This window comes from Kitasatospora sp. GP30 (genome assembly GCF_029892145.1).
GTDB lineage: Bacteria > Actinomycetota > Actinomycetes > Streptomycetales > Streptomycetaceae > Kitasatospora > Kitasatospora acidiphila.
The window spans coordinates 223197-236454 of record NZ_JARZAH010000004.1 but is presented as its reverse complement, the minus strand read 5'-3'; the positions used below and the strand labels follow the sequence as shown (position 1 = coordinate 236454).

The 13258-nt window shown below is 71.9% G+C and carries 15 protein-coding genes; 6 read left to right on the top strand and 9 right to left on the bottom strand.

Annotated features, from left to right (window positions below; genetic code table 11):
• Nucleotides 1-291: 291 nt before the first annotated feature.
• Nucleotides 292-795 (top strand): transcriptional regulator, encoded by a 504-nt coding sequence (locus tag P3T35_RS09150; RefSeq protein ID WP_030056198.1) that lies wholly within the window; start codon nucleotides 292-294, stop codon nucleotides 793-795.
• A 127-nt stretch (nucleotides 796-922) separates the two neighbouring features.
• Here the strand turns inward: P3T35_RS09150 and P3T35_RS09145 are convergent, their stop codons facing one another.
• The 4 genes from P3T35_RS09145 to P3T35_RS09130 all read right to left on the bottom strand — a co-directional run bounded on the left by P3T35_RS09145 (nucleotide 923) and on the right by P3T35_RS09130 (nucleotide 4090).
• Complete coding sequence (locus P3T35_RS09145; protein WP_101383810.1) at nucleotides 923-1768, bottom strand: thioesterase family protein; 846 nt, start codon at nucleotides 1766-1768, stop codon at nucleotides 923-925.
• 132 nt (nucleotides 1769-1900) lie between these two features.
• Nucleotides 1901-2338 carry a transcription antitermination factor NusB gene (gene nusB / locus P3T35_RS09140; protein ID WP_101383809.1) on the bottom strand — a complete coding sequence of 146 codons (438 nt, stop codon included), beginning with the start codon at nucleotides 2336-2338 and terminating at the stop codon, nucleotides 1901-1903.
• 2 nt (nucleotides 2339-2340) lie between these two features.
• On the bottom strand, nucleotides 2341-2907 hold the full coding sequence (gene efp, locus P3T35_RS09135) for an elongation factor P (protein WP_101383808.1): 567 nt from the start codon (nucleotides 2905-2907) through the stop codon (nucleotides 2341-2343).
• Between the two features lie 76 nt (nucleotides 2908-2983).
• Complete coding sequence (locus P3T35_RS09130) at nucleotides 2984-4090, bottom strand: aminopeptidase P family protein (RefSeq protein ID WP_101383807.1); 1107 nt, start codon at nucleotides 4088-4090, stop codon at nucleotides 2984-2986.
• A 122-nt stretch (nucleotides 4091-4212) separates the two neighbouring features.
• Here P3T35_RS09130 and P3T35_RS09125 point away from each other — a divergent pair, with 122 nt between their 5' ends.
• Nucleotides 4213-5619 (top strand): lipase maturation factor family protein, encoded by a 1407-nt coding sequence (locus P3T35_RS09125; RefSeq protein ID WP_101383806.1) that lies wholly within the window; start codon nucleotides 4213-4215, stop codon nucleotides 5617-5619.
• Here the strand turns inward: P3T35_RS09125 and P3T35_RS09120 are convergent.
• The gene (locus P3T35_RS09120) at nucleotides 5605-6537 is read right to left on the bottom strand and encodes a zinc-binding dehydrogenase (protein WP_101383805.1); all 933 of its coding nucleotides are present in this window, start codon (nucleotides 6535-6537) and stop codon (nucleotides 5605-5607) included. The two genes, P3T35_RS09125 and P3T35_RS09120, sit on opposite strands and share 15 nt — an antisense overlap.
• Before the next feature lie 77 nt (nucleotides 6538-6614).
• Between P3T35_RS09120 and P3T35_RS09115 the strand changes: the two genes are divergently transcribed.
• The 3 genes from P3T35_RS09115 to P3T35_RS09105 all read left to right on the top strand — a co-directional run bounded on the left by P3T35_RS09115 (nucleotide 6615) and on the right by P3T35_RS09105 (nucleotide 9508).
• The gene (locus P3T35_RS09115) at nucleotides 6615-7076 is read left to right on the top strand and encodes a MarR family winged helix-turn-helix transcriptional regulator (RefSeq protein WP_101383804.1); all 462 of its coding nucleotides are present in this window, start codon (nucleotides 6615-6617) and stop codon (nucleotides 7074-7076) included.
• A 104-nt stretch (nucleotides 7077-7180) separates the two neighbouring features.
• Nucleotides 7181-8458: an MFS transporter gene (locus P3T35_RS09110; RefSeq protein WP_280704940.1), complete on the top strand. Its 1278-nt coding sequence runs from the start codon at nucleotides 7181-7183 to the stop codon at nucleotides 8456-8458.
• 90 nt (nucleotides 8459-8548) lie between these two features.
• Complete coding sequence (locus P3T35_RS09105) at nucleotides 8549-9508, top strand: alpha/beta hydrolase-fold protein (RefSeq protein ID WP_101383803.1); 960 nt, start codon at nucleotides 8549-8551, stop codon at nucleotides 9506-9508.
• On the opposite strand, the gene P3T35_RS09100 is transcribed toward P3T35_RS09105, so the two are convergent.
• Nucleotides 9505-9837 carry an AzlD domain-containing protein gene (locus tag P3T35_RS09100; protein ID WP_101383802.1) on the bottom strand — a complete coding sequence of 111 codons (333 nt, stop codon included), beginning with the start codon at nucleotides 9835-9837 and terminating at the stop codon, nucleotides 9505-9507. The two genes, P3T35_RS09105 and P3T35_RS09100, sit on opposite strands and share 4 nt — an antisense overlap.
• Nucleotides 9830-10474: an AzlC family ABC transporter permease gene (locus P3T35_RS09095; RefSeq protein WP_280705160.1), complete on the bottom strand. Its 645-nt coding sequence runs from the start codon at nucleotides 10472-10474 to the stop codon at nucleotides 9830-9832. The genes P3T35_RS09100 and P3T35_RS09095 overlap by 8 nt, the downstream gene beginning before the upstream one ends.
• A gap of 167 nt (nucleotides 10475-10641) precedes the next feature.
• Between P3T35_RS09095 and P3T35_RS09090 the strand changes: the two genes are divergently transcribed.
• Nucleotides 10642-11100: an Lrp/AsnC family transcriptional regulator gene (locus tag P3T35_RS09090; RefSeq protein ID WP_101383800.1), complete on the top strand. Its 459-nt coding sequence runs from the start codon at nucleotides 10642-10644 to the stop codon at nucleotides 11098-11100.
• Between the two features lie 36 nt (nucleotides 11101-11136).
• Here the strand turns inward: P3T35_RS09090 and P3T35_RS09085 are convergent, their stop codons facing one another.
• Nucleotides 11137-12483: a radical SAM protein gene (locus P3T35_RS09085; RefSeq protein ID WP_101383799.1), complete on the bottom strand. Its 1347-nt coding sequence runs from the start codon at nucleotides 12481-12483 to the stop codon at nucleotides 11137-11139.
• A gap of 98 nt (nucleotides 12484-12581) precedes the next feature.
• On the bottom strand, nucleotides 12582-13193 hold the full coding sequence (locus tag P3T35_RS09080; protein ID WP_101383798.1) for a LysE/ArgO family amino acid transporter: 612 nt from the start codon (nucleotides 13191-13193) through the stop codon (nucleotides 12582-12584).
• Nucleotides 13194-13258: the final 65 nt, after the last annotated feature.

The window sequence follows — 13258 nt, the reverse complement described above, 5'->3', positions numbered from 1 at the left end:
GGCCTTAAAGGATGTCTGATGGTGGCCGTCCGGTTACGTGGCGGACGCCTCAGTCATTCTACCAGGGAGATCGTGCCGAGCCCGCCACGCTTCGTGTCGTGTTCACGCAGAGGTAGCGGCCGGTTCGCACGACTGCCCCATTCGGCTTGACGCACCGACCTCACTCTACGTAACCTCACAGTGAGTTACGGAACGGGCGTCGTACCGGCCGGTAGGACACCCGGGCAGTCAGGGCATTCCTCACTCCTCCGTGACCACCATGCAACCAGCAACATTCGGCCGGGGAGATCAATGTCCAGCGACTACGCGAAGCAGCTCGGAGGAAAACTCCGCGCGATCCGCACTCAGCAGGGGCTCTCCCTGCACGGCGTCGAAGAGAAGTCCCAGGGCCGCTGGAAGGCGGTTGTCGTCGGCTCGTACGAGCGCGGCGACCGTGCTGTGACCGTGCAGCGCCTGGCGGAGCTCGCCGAGTTCTACGGCGTCCCCGTGCAGGAGCTGCTGCCCGGCGGCACCCCGGGCGGTGCGGCCGAGCCGCCGCCGCGCCTGGTCCTCGACCTGGAGAGACTGACCCAGGTTCCGAGCGAGAAGGCCGGCCCGCTGCAGCGCTACGCGGCCACCATCCAGTCCCAGCGCGGGGACTACAACGGCAAGGTGCTGTCGATCCGCCAGGACGACCTGCGCACCCTGGCCGTGATCTACGACCAGTCCCCCTCGATCCTCACCGAGCAGCTGATCAGCTGGGGCGTGCTCAACCCCGACGCGCGCCGCGCGGTGCGCGAGGAGGACGCGAGCTGACCTGGCGTCGGTTCGCACGCTTCTGAAGAAACGTCACGGCGCGGTCCTGAGGGGCCGCGCCGTTGTCGTTCCCCGTGCGCCGGGCGCACGTGGTGCGCAGCGGGCGCACCGGTGCGCCCGGGGTGCGTTACGCCTGCCGGGGCACCCGGGCCAGCTGGCGGGACTGGGCGACCAGCCGGCCCGCCTCGTCCCAGATCTCGCAGTCCTCCTCGAAGTAGCCGCCGGCCAGGTTGCGGGTGCCGTGGCTGACCCGCAGCCAGCCCTTGGCCGGCACCGCCCGCAGGTGCACCGTCAGCTCCACGGTCGGCGCCCAGCCGGGGAACCCGAGGTCGTAGGTGACCGGCGGCAGCGCGTCGGCGACCAGCAGCAGCGACAGCGGGTCCGGCTCGCGGCCGTCGGCCAGCCGGAACCAGCCCTGGAGCCGCCCGTTCATCGACGGCTGGCCGACCGCCCAGCCGACCGTGGCCGGGTCGAGGCGCAGTTCGAAGCGCTCCAGCAGCGCCAGGTCCGGGGTGATCGGCATCGGCATGTGCTCCCGCCCGACGCACTGCTCCGGCGGCGGCAGCTGCGGCGGCACCGCCGAGGTGCGCACCTCGCCGTCCAGGGCGGCCAGGTCGGTGTAGCCGGCGACCACTCTGAGCCGCTCCGCCGGGTGGCCGTCCTCGTCGAGCTGGCTGAGCGAGGCGGTGGCGTTGGACAGGCCCCGCCCGCGCCGGATCACCTCGGTCTGCACGCTCAGCGGGCCGGGCCGCGAGGTGGAGAGGTAGTAGCCGCTGATCGAGACCGGGTCGGGGTGTCCGGGCAGCTCCTGGCGCAGCGCGTTGGCGGCCACGGCCAGCAGCAGCCCGCCGTTGATCCCGCCGCCGATCTGCCAGCCGGCGCCCAGCTCCCCCCTGTAGCGACCGGGGGCGTCGGGGCCGTCGGGGCCGAGGGCGATCGCCCGGTCGAACTCGCTGCTGGTCACGGTGGTCATGGGGTGCCGCCCTTCGAATAAGTTACCGGCCAGTAGGCAGCTTACGCCAGCCCCCCGAGCGCGCAATGCCCCCGGAAACGCAACGGCCGCCGAACCCCGTGCGGGGTCCGGCGGCCACTGCCGAAGGCTGCCTCAGCGGCGGATCGACGCCTTGTTCTCCTGGAACCGGGCCAGCATTCCGTTGACGAAGCCCGGGGACTCGTCCGTGGAGTACTCCTTGGCGATCTCCACCGCCTCGTCCAGGACGACCGCGTCCGGGACGCCGTCCTCCCAGATCAGCTCGTAGGCCCCGAGCCGCAGGACGTTGCGGTCCACCAGCGGCATCCGGTCCAGCGTCCAGCCCACCGCGTAGGTCGCGATCAGCTCGTCGATCCGGCGGGCGTGCCGGGTGTAGCCCTCGACCAGCTGCATGGTGTACTCGGCGACCTTCGGGACGCTCTCGCCCGGCTTGGCCTCGCGGCCCCGGGCCACCCAGTCGGCGAGCACCGAGAGCGGGTCGACGTCCCGGTGGTCCGCCTCGAAGAGGATCTGGAAGGCGTGCGTGCGCGCCTTGGTGCGTGCAGACGCCACGGTTACTTGTTCACCCGGCCGAGGTAGCTGCCGTCGCGGGTGTCGACCTTGATCTTCTCACCCTGGTTGATGAAGAGCGGCACCTGGATCTCGGCGCCGGTCTCCAGACGGGCCGGCTTCGAGCCACCGGTGGAGCGGTCGCCCTGCAGGCCGGGCTCGGTGAACTCGATCACCAGCTCGACGGCGGCCGGCAGCTCGATGTAGAGCGGGTTGCCCTCGTAGACGGCGACCAGGGCGTTGAAGCCCTCCAGCAGGTACTTGGCGGCGTCGCCGACGACCTCGGGGCTGATCATCAGCTGGTCGTAGGTGTCCATGTCCATGAACACGAACTGCTCGCCGTCCTTGTACGAGTACTGCATGTCGCGCTTGTCGACGTTGGCGGTCTCGACCTTGGTGCCCGCGTTGAACGTCTTGTCGACGACCTTGCCGCTCAGCACGTGCTTGAGCTTGGTGCGCACGAACGCGGGGCCCTTGCCCGGCTTGACGTGCTGGAACTCGACGACGGACCAGAGCTGGTCGTTGTCGAGCTTGAGGACCATGCCGTTCTTGAGATCGTTCGTGGAAGCCACGGGCGCACTTACTCCTGGATATAGCTTGTCAAGGAACCAAGGGGTGCGCGCCTGTCCCGACCGGGAGACCCGGCGGTCACAGGGCGAGGAGCTCCTTGGTGGTGATGGTGAGCAGCTCGGGCCCGCCCTCGGCAACGGGGCGCACGACGAGCGTGTCCTCGATCCGGACCCCGCCGCGGCCCGGAAGGTGAACCCCGGGACCAACGGTGACCGGCACGCGATTGTCCAGTTTACCCGTCTCGCTGGGGCCCAGTTGCGGCGCCTCCCGGACTTCCAGGCCGATACCGTGTCCGAACGGCCTGGGCCGGTCCTCCCGGTAGCCCGCCTCCCCCAGCAGCTCGCGCGCCGCCCGGTCCGGCGTGCTGCACGGCACCCCCGGGGCCAGCACCTCCCGGGCCGCCCGCTGGGCCTCGAAGACCAGCCGGTGCAGCTCCACCTGCCAGCCCGCCGGCGCCGCGCCGATCACGAAGGTCCGGGTGCTGCGCACGGTGTAGCCGCGGTACTGCGCGCCGAGCGAGACGGTCAGGAAGTCGCCCTCCTCGACCCGTCGGTCGGTGGGCCGGTGGTCGGCCTGCCCGGAGTGGCTGCCGGTGCCGACCGAGACCGGGAAGCCGGCCCGGTCCGCGCCGTGGTCCACCATCCGGCGCTCCAGCTCCATCGCCAGGTGCCGCTCGGTGCGGCCCACCAGGATCGACTCCAGCAGCTCGCCCAGCGCCTGGTCACCGATCTCGGCGGCGATCCGCAGGTCGGCGATCTCCTGCTCGTCCTTGACCACCCGCAGCCGCTCCACGGTGCGGCCCAGGTCGTGCAGCCGCACCCCCGGGGCCCGGTCGGCGACCTCCCGGTACCGGCGCACCGTCAGATCGTGCTCCTCCACCGCCAGCTCGCCCACCCGGTCGCCGGCGGCCGCCATCGCGGCCAGTTCGGCGGTGTCCTGGTCGGCGGCCGCGCTCTGCAGCGGCAGGTCCACCGGGTAGACGAACTCGCCGTTGTCCTCCGGCGGCAGGTCGGCGGGGAGGGCCAGCAGCGCCCGCTCCCGGGTGACCAGCAGGCTGGCGCCGCAGGGGGTGCAGCCGGTCAGATACCGGACGTTGGCCGGGCTGGTGATCAGCGCCGCGTCCATCCCGGCGGCACTGCAGTGCTCCAGGAGCCGATCCCGGCGGACCGCGTGCGCATCGGACATGTCTTTCAGCCTACGAAGCGCGCCGCACCGGCGCCTGTTGTGGTGCGCCGGGCGGGCGGCTGTTCCGGGGACGCCGGGCGCGGTGGCCCGGGCGGCGCGGCGCAGGGTGGTGGGATGGGCGCGTGGAGTGGTTCACCGCGCCCGGGTACGCGCTCAGCCGGCTGGTGCTGCTGCGGCTGCTGGCCGCCGTCTACCTGGTCGGCTTCCTGGCGGCGGCCCGGCAGTTCCGGGCCCTGCTGGGCGAGCACGGCCTGCTGCCGATCCCCCGCTACCTGCGCTACCGCGGCTGGCGGGACGCGCCGACCCTGTTCCAGTGGCACTACTCGGACCGGTTCTTCGCCGCCGTGTCCTGGGGCGGCGCGGCGCTGTCCGCCGCGATCTGCGCCGGGCTGGCCGACCTGGTGCCGCTGTGGGCCTCGATGCTGTTGTGGGCGCTGCTCTGGGTCCTCTACCTGTCGATCGTCAACGTCGGGCAGACCTGGTACTCGTTCGGGTGGGAGTCGCTGCTGCTGGAGGCCGGCTCGCTGGCGGTGTTCCTCGGCAATGCCAAGGTGGCGCCGCCGTTCACGGTGCTGCTGCTGTTCCGCTGGCTGCTGTTCCGGGTGGAGTTCGGGGCCGGGCTGATCAAGCTGCGCGGCGACCGCTGCTGGCGCGACCTCACCTGCCTCAAGTACCACCACGAGACCCAGCCGATGCCCGGCCCGTTCAGCTGGTACTTCCACCATCTGCCGCTGCCGCTGCACAAGGTCGAGGTGGCCGCCAACCATGTCGCGCAGCTGGGCTTCCCGGTGCTGCTGTTCACCCCGCAGCCGGTGGCCTCGGTCGCGGCCGGGGCCATGGTGGCGACCCAGCTCTGGCTGGTGGTCTCCGGGAACTTCGCCTGGTTGAACTGGCTGACCATCACGCTGGCCTTCAGCGCGTTGCGGCTGCCGGGCGGGACCTCGGGGAGCCGGTCGGCGCCGATCTGGTTCGAGGTGCTGGTGCTGCTGTTCACCGCACTGGTGGTGGTGCTGAGCTGGTGGCCGGCCCGCAATCTGCTCTCCCGCGAGCAGCTGATGAACTTCTCGTTCAACCGGCTGCACCTGGTGAACACCTACGGCGCGTTCGGCAGCATCAACCGGATCCGGTTCGAGGTGGTGCTGGAGGGCACCGAGGACGCCGTGCCGACGGCCGACAGCGTCTGGCGGGAGTACGGGTTCAAGGGCAAGCCGGGGGATGTACGCCGGCGCCCGCGCCAGTACGCGCCGTACCACCTGCGGCTCGACTGGCTGATGTGGTTCGCCGGCATCTCCCCCTCCTACGCCCGCCCCTGGCTGCGCACTTTCGCCGACCGGCTGCTCGCCGGGGACCCGGCGACGCTGCGGCTGCTGCGGCACAACCCGTTCCCTGACCACCCGCCGCGCTGGGTCCGCGCGGTGCTCTACCGCTACCGGTTCACCACGCGCGCCGAGCGACGGGCCAGCGGGGCCTGGTGGCACCGGGAGCCGCTGCGCACGTATCTGGCGCCGATGGGGTCACTGGACTCGTAGCACCGGCTTGCCGAGCACCGCCCGCTGCTCCAGCAGGGCCACCGCCTCGGCGGCGCGCTCCAGGGGGAACTCCACGCAGACCGGACGGACCTTGCCCGCGGCGAGGAGCTGCCACAGCTCGGCGCGCATCTCGGCGACCAACTCCGGCTTGTTTCGAGCGAGTTGCCCCATGGACAGCCCGGTGACGGTGGCCATCGAACCGAGCACCGCACCCGCGTCCAGGGTGCCGCCGTATCCGGCCAGGGTGACCAGTCGGCCGAACGGGCGCAGCGCGGCAAGCGCCTTGGGCAGCACCGCGCCGCCGGCACCCTCCAGCACCAGATCGACCGGCGCTCCCCAACCCTGCTGCTCGTACCCGACCACCTCGTCGGCGCCCAGGCTGCGCAGGAAGTCGGCCTTGCGCTCGGGGGCCGACGTCGCGGCCACCACCCGGCCGGCGCCGAGCGCCTTGGCCAGCTGCACGATCAGATGGCCGACCCCGCCGGCGGCGTTGGTCACCAGCACCTCCTGGCCCTCCTTGAGCTCCCCGGTCCGCAGCGCGGCGAGGGCCACCAAGCCGCCGTGCACCAGCCCCAGCGCCTCGGCGGCGTCGGCTTCTTCGGGCACGGGGGTGATGGTCGCCGGCATCGCCACCAGCCGGTCCGCGAACACGTCGGCCGCGATCCCGCCGACCCGCCGGCCCACCCGGTAGCCGGCCACCTCGCTGCCGACCGCCTCGATCCGCCCTACGAAGCCCCCGCCCGGCGAACCGGGCAGCGGGGCGCCGCCGGCCGCGTCGAGCATCTTGAGGAGCATCAGGCTGACGCCTGCCACCTCGGTGCGGACCAGCACCTCGCCGGGCCCGGGTTGCGGCTCGGCCACCTCGTCCAGCCGCAGCACCTCGGCCCCGCCGTACTGGTGAAACCTGACCTTGCGCATGGTGCGCTCCCCCTTTCGTTGGTGATCCCAACGATAGCAGGATTCATTGGGACCTCCAACGGTTTTAGGATGACCCCATGGTTGACCCCGCCGCCCCCGCGACCGACACCCCGTTCACCCGCCTCCAGACCCTCCCCAGCTGGCTGCTCGGCCGGGCCGGCGCACTCGGCCACCACCTGGTCGCCGACGCCCTCGCCGAGGAGGAGCTCAAACTCGGCCACCACGCCGTGCTCTGCGCCGTCGCCGAGTTCGAGCCGCTCGCCCAGGCGGAGTTGTCCCGCACGGTGCGGATCGACCCCAAGGACATGGTCGGCATCATCAACGACCTGCAGGCCCGGGGCCTGATCGTGCGCGGCAAGGACCCGCGCGACGCGCGCAAGAACGCCATCACCCTGGCGCCGGAGGGCGCGGAGCTGCTGGCGCGACTGCGGTCACGGACGGACGCGGCGAACGAGGAGCTGCTGGCACCGCTCGCCCCGGCGGAGCAGCAGACGCTGCTGGCGCTGGTGGCCAGGGTGATCGAGGGGCGCACGGGGTGAGATGACCCGAGGCCCCGAGATGAGCCTCTCTCGACATCAAGTATCTTGACATCAAGAATATATTTCGGCAGGCTGCTCCGCGAACGATCTGATCGGGGGTAGCCATGCACGCGAAGAACGAAGGACTGCTGGCCCAACTGCGCCGGCCACCGGGCGGACGGGACGCCCGGCTGATGCTGACCGCACAAGGCGTGGACCGCACCGGCACCGGCGTCTGGGCGGCCGCCTCGGTGCTCTACTTCACCTTCGTCGCCCACCTGGACGCCCGCCAGGTCGGCCTGCTCCTCGGCGTCGCCGCGGTGGCGGGCATAGCCGGCTCCCCCATCGCCGGGCGCCTGGCCGAACGCCAGCCCGTGCGGCGGCTGTTGATGGCCAGCCACCTGCTGCGGCTGGCCACCGTGGCGCTCATGCTGGTCGCCCACAGCTTCGGCGCCCTGCTCGCCCTGGTGGCGATCACCAGCCTGGGTGAGCGCTCGGCGAAGACCCTGGAGATGCTCTTCGCCACCCAAGTCGCGGGCGAGCAGCGGGCCGTGTACCAGGCGCTGTTCCGCAGCGTCGCCAACGCGGGCTACGCGGTGGGCGCGGGCATCGCGGCAATCGGGCTGGCGATCGGGACGGTTGACGCCTACCGGGCACTGATCCTCTTCGACGCGCTCTCGTTCGTGGCGGCGGCGCTGCTCGTCCGACTCACCAGCCCCGTGCCGGGGGTCTCCGCCCACGCCGCACCCGCTGACGAGCCGACGCAGGGCCCCAACCCCTGGCGCGACCGCGGCTACCTGCTCTTCGTCCTGCTGGACATCGCCATGAACCTGGACGACGCGGTGCTCAACGTCGGCCTCCCGCTCTGGCTGATCCACCACACCCGCGCCCCGCACGCCTTCGTCCCGGCGTTCCTCATCATCAACACCGTCCTGGTGGTCGTCCTCCAACTCCGCTTCTCCACCTGGGCGTCCCGCACCGCGCGCCGCCCGGCCACCTCCGTCGCCCTCATCGGCCTTGCCATGCTGGTCTGTTGCGCCCTCATCGCCCTCACCACGGGCGCCCGCGCCTGGACCGCCGTCATCGCCCTGTCGGCGGCCGCCGTCCTCACCACCCTCGCCGAACTCCTCCGCTCCATCAGCTCCTGGGAGTTGGCCGTCTCCCTCGCTCCCACCCAGGCCCGCGCCTCCTACCTCGGCGTCGCGGGCATGTCCCAGTCCATCGAGAAGGCCGCCGGTCCGCTGCTGCTGACCGGCGCCGTCTTCGCCGGCGGCCCGGTGGGCTGGCTGGCACTGGGCGGTGCGCTCGCGGGGCTGGGCATGGTGCAACGGCGGGTCTGCTTGCGGCGGTTGGGCGCGATGGCCGGGGTGACGGTGGGCGGGCCGGTAGCGGTGAAGGCGTAGCGGCGGACTTGCGCGGGTGCGGCGGGCAACCCGGATGCTGCATGATCGAACACTGCTGGCCACGGTAGCGACGGGGAGAGGCCGACAGGCATGACCACAGGTATGGACAGCGCCACCGAGCAGGCGTCGGCGGAGCCCGCCGATCGCGCGGTGTCGCGGCGGCGGGCGCTGCGGCTCGGGGGCGGGGTGGTGGGCGGCGGTGTGCTGCTCGGGGCTGCCGCCGGGGGCGGGATGCTCGCCGGGTGGCTGCCCGGCGGGGTGGCGCTGAAGAGGGTGCTGGGACTGACCGGGACGGACGGCACGGTGCCGGACGTGGCGCCGGGGCCGGTGCGCATCGAGCAGGTGCGCTCGGCGGCCCGGAGTCGGGAGGTCACGTTGGTGACCATGCTGCCGCCCGGCACCGCGGCGAGCGCCGGGCTGCCGGTCTGCGTGATGCTGCACGGGCGCGGGAACGACGCGCGGGGCATGGTGGCGCTGGGGACGCCGCGGTTCCTGGCGGCCGCGGTCAAGGCCGGCGTGCCGCCGTTCGCCGTCGTCGCGGTGGACGGTGGGGACGCCGGCTACTGGCACCAGCGCTCCCCGGGCGACGGCGACGACCCGCAGGCGATGCTCCGCGAGGAGCTCCCCGGCTGGCTGCACGCCCGTCAACTGCCCACGCCGCGCGCCGCGTTGGGCATCTCCATGGGCGGCTCGGGCGCCCTGCAGTACGCCATCGGGCGCACCGGGGGCGGCCGCAACCTGGACGCCGTGGCACTGCTCAGCCCGGCCGTCTTCCGCACCTGGGCGGACGCCCGCACCACCGGCGGGTACGCCGACGAGGCGGACTGGCGGGCCCATGAGCCGACGCTCCGCCTCGACGGGATGCGGACCGGTTCGCTCGGCGTGTGGTGCGGCCAGGAGGACCCGTTCTGCCCGGCCGCCCGCGAGGTCGCGCGGCAGGCGCGGGCGCGCGAGGGGCACTTCCCCGACGGGGAGCACACGGACGGCTTCTGGCGGCGGGTGCTGCCCGACGCGCTGGCGCTGCTGGGGCACGCCCTCGCCGCTGCCTAGGGGGCGAAGAGGGTGCTGGCCAGGGCCACGCTGACAGCGGTGCCGCCGGCGATGCTCAGCAGGGCGTTGCGGCGCCACAGGTGCAGCGCGACGGTGACGGCCAGGGCCGCCAGCGGCGCGGCGGCGGCGTGCGGCCGGGACAGCGGAACGTCCCGCAGGCAGTAGACGAAGAGGATCACCATGACACCGGCGGGCATGCGGGCGCTGAGGTACCGGACGATCGCGCTGGCGCGCAAGGGTGCCAGGGCGGTGAAGGGCAGCGCCCGCAGCGCCCAGGTGATGGCGGCCGGGACGGCGACGGCCAGCAGCAGGTAGCGGGTGTCAGGCATCGGAGGGCCTCCGGCGGGTGGCGAGGTGTCGGATCAGGAGAGCGGCGGTGAACAGGGCGAAGGCCACCGGCAGCATCTGCCCGGGGAGTACCAGCCGGGCGGCCAGCGCGCTGAGCAGCGCGAGGACGGGCGTGGGCAGGTCACCGCGCTGCTCCTTGACGGCGTCGAGGGCCAGCACGGTGAACAGCGCGGTCAGAGCGAATCCCAGCCCGGTGACGCTGTCGGGCACCACTGAGCCGAGTAGTGCGCCGACGGCGGCGCCGCCGGCCCAGTACACCTGCATGAACAGTTGCAGCCACAGCAGGCGCGCGCCGGACCAGGAACGGGCCTGCGAGGCGGTGGCCAGGGCGTATGCCTCGTCGGTGAGGGCGAAGGTGCTGTAGCCCCTGGCCAGGCGCCCGCGGACGCGGTCGAGCGGGAAGGACAGCGCGTAGAACACGTGGCGCACGTTGACCAGCAGGGCGGTCAGCGCGACCGTCGCCAGGGGTGCCGCCGCCAGCACCAGGCCGACCAGGAGGAACTCGAACGAGCCGGCGTAGACGACGGCGGTGGACAGGCTCGCGAACCACCAGGGCAGGCCGGCGTGGGTGATGAGCACGCCGAGCGCGAGGCCGAGCGGCAGCAGGCCCAGTCCCACGGAGGTGGAGTCCTTCAGGGCTGCCACGGCCTCGGACCGCGGTCGGGGCGGTGGAGCAGGAGCCGGACGAGAGGGATCGCATGCAGCTACCGGGTATGCGGTCATACTGAAATTTTAGACGGATTTACGCCACATATGGTTGCTGATTGTTCCCGTAATATGGGCCTGTGAGCAATGAAATCAGCCTGGACGCGATCGACAGGGACATTTTGTTTCACCTGCGCCAGGATGGGCGGCTGACCAATGTGGAACTGGCCAAGCGGGTCGGCCTGACCCCGCCGCCCTGCCTGCGCCGGCTCAAGCGGCTGGAGGACGCCGGGGTCATCAGCGGCTACCGCGCCGTCATCAACCCGGAGGCCGTCGGCCGCGGCTTGGAGGTCATGGTGGACGTCGAGGTCTATGCCAACGACCTCAAGACCATCGAGACGCTGGAGGAGACGCTGGCCTCCTACGAAGAAGTCACCGAGCTGCGCCGGATGTTCGGCCGCCCCGACTACTGCCTCCGGGTCGCCGTCGCCGACCACGCCGCCTACAACGCCTTCCTCACCAGCAAGCTCACCGGCCTGCCCGGCATCCTGCGCGTCGAATCCCACCTGACGATGAAGAAGGTCAAGAGCAGCGACTGACCGCCGCCCCTGAACGCAGCGGCCCACCGAGACCCGTCACCCCGGCAGCGAGTCCATGAACGAACTCACCGAGAACACCGCCTTCCCCGGCCCCGCCGGCCCGTAGCCGGGCGGCGAGGAGAGGCCGAACTCCGCCAGCGTCGCCCGGTAGGTCTGCAGCAGGCGGATGTGGTACTCCAGCGGCGCGCCATGCGGGTTGGCCTTGCCCAGCGGGGTGGTGGGCTCGGGGCACCAGGTGGTGAAGCGCGGGACGATGCCGTGGGACATGAAGAACCGCAGCCCCTCCCGGGTGGAGGCGATCGCCTCGTCGACCGTCGCGAACCCGAAGGGCTGGGCCATCTCCACGCCCGCGACGAAGTTGGGGATCACATTGGAGGCGCCGAACACCTCGGCCGAGTCGAGGATGCGGCGGTGCCACTCCGCCCGGCCGACGTAGCGCTCCTTGCCGGGGCAGTACAGCTCGAACAGCCGCTTGTCCCACACCTCGAAGTTCGGGTGGTAGATCCGCACCCCGTAGTCGTGGAACCGCTGGACGTCGTCGCGCGGCAGCGCCTGCGCGACCACCTTGCCGATCCAGCGGCCGGGGAAGCGGGATTCGATCGCCTTGGCGTACTGGCCGTAGAAGTCGGCCTCGTCGCGGCCGCCGACCTGGGAGGTGATCGCGCCGCCGGTGAGGGTGTACGCCTGCGAGGCGCGGCCGGTGTCGTGGCGGTCGATCAGTTCCAGGGCCTCCAGCACCTCTTCGACCGGCTTGACGCCGGTGTAGGGGCGGCCGGCCGCCTTGTGCTGGCGCCAGTTGTGGTTGATGTCGCAGTACTGGCACTCCTCCTTGGCGCCGAAGTACTGGCAGACCCGGAAGACCGTCAGGTAGATCAGGTAGCCCCACTGGATGGTCGGGGCCACCTCCATCACCGACTTGCCGTTGGCCAGGGTGTGCCGGTAGTAGTCCGGCATCGGGGGCAGGCCGACGTCAGCGATCCGTGCGCCGTCGAGGTAGAGGCCGAGCGTGCCGTCCTCGCCCGCGCCCACCCGGTAGGGCGAGTCCGGGTTCACCCGCACCGACACCACCGTGCGGCGCAGCTCGTACGGCCCGCCGGTGAGCACGATCTCCTCGGGCGGCCGGTTGAGCGCGGCCGCGCCCAGCTCGGGCAGGGTGCGGTGGTCGAAGGAGAAGATGAAGTACGACTTCGGCTTCACCTCGCCCGAGCCGCCGCCGTCCGTACTGCCGCTGAGCGCCGACTCGTCGAAGGCCATGCCGCCGCGCAGCAGGTCCTCCTTGATGACGGCCTCCCGGGGAACCTCCGGGTAGCGCTCCATCAGGTCCTCGACCAGTTCGGTACGGCTGCGGCCCTGCTCCTCCGGGATCCCCAGGCGGATCTCCATGCGCTGAACTCCCCACTCACGGAACTTGGTTCATCCTGCCGACCAGGTGCCCCGCGACGCCTCGGCCCATGGTCCCGAACCACGCTACGCCTCTGGTCCTACGCTCCCACCGCCAGGGACACGCCGGCGAGCAGCATCGTCGTCGCGACCACGCCGTCCAGGACCCGCCAGGACGACGCGCGGCGGAAGAAGCCGGCGAGCAGGCGGGCGCCGAAGCCCAGCGCGGCGAACCAGCAGAGGCTGGCCAGCGCGGCGCCGATCGCGAACTGCCAGCGGTGCGCGCCGTAGCCGGCGGCGACCGCGCCGAGCAGCAGGACGGTGTCGAGGTAGACGTGCGGGTTGAGCCAGGTCATCGCCAGGCAGCTCAGCACCGCGCGGCGACGGGAGTGGACGGCCGGACCGCCGCTGTCCAGGCTGGCGGCGCGGAGCACCCGGCGGGCGGCGAGCAGCGCGTAGCAGAGCAGGAAGGCCGCGCCCACCGCGCGCACCGCCGTCAGCGCCGCCGGCCAGACCGTGACGACGGCGCCGAGTCCGCCCACCCCGCAGGCGATCAGCACCGCGTCGGACGCCGCGCAGATCGCGACGACCGGCAGCACCGCCTCCCGTCGTACGCCTTGGCGCAGCACGAAGGCGTTCTGCGCTCCGATGGCGACGATGAGTGACATGCCGGTCCCGAATCCGGCCGCTGCGGCGGTGAGTGTGCTTCCCATGCGGGCCACCGTAGGGAGCACCCAGCACCTAAGGCCAGGTAAAGATTTTTACGTATCATTAGCGC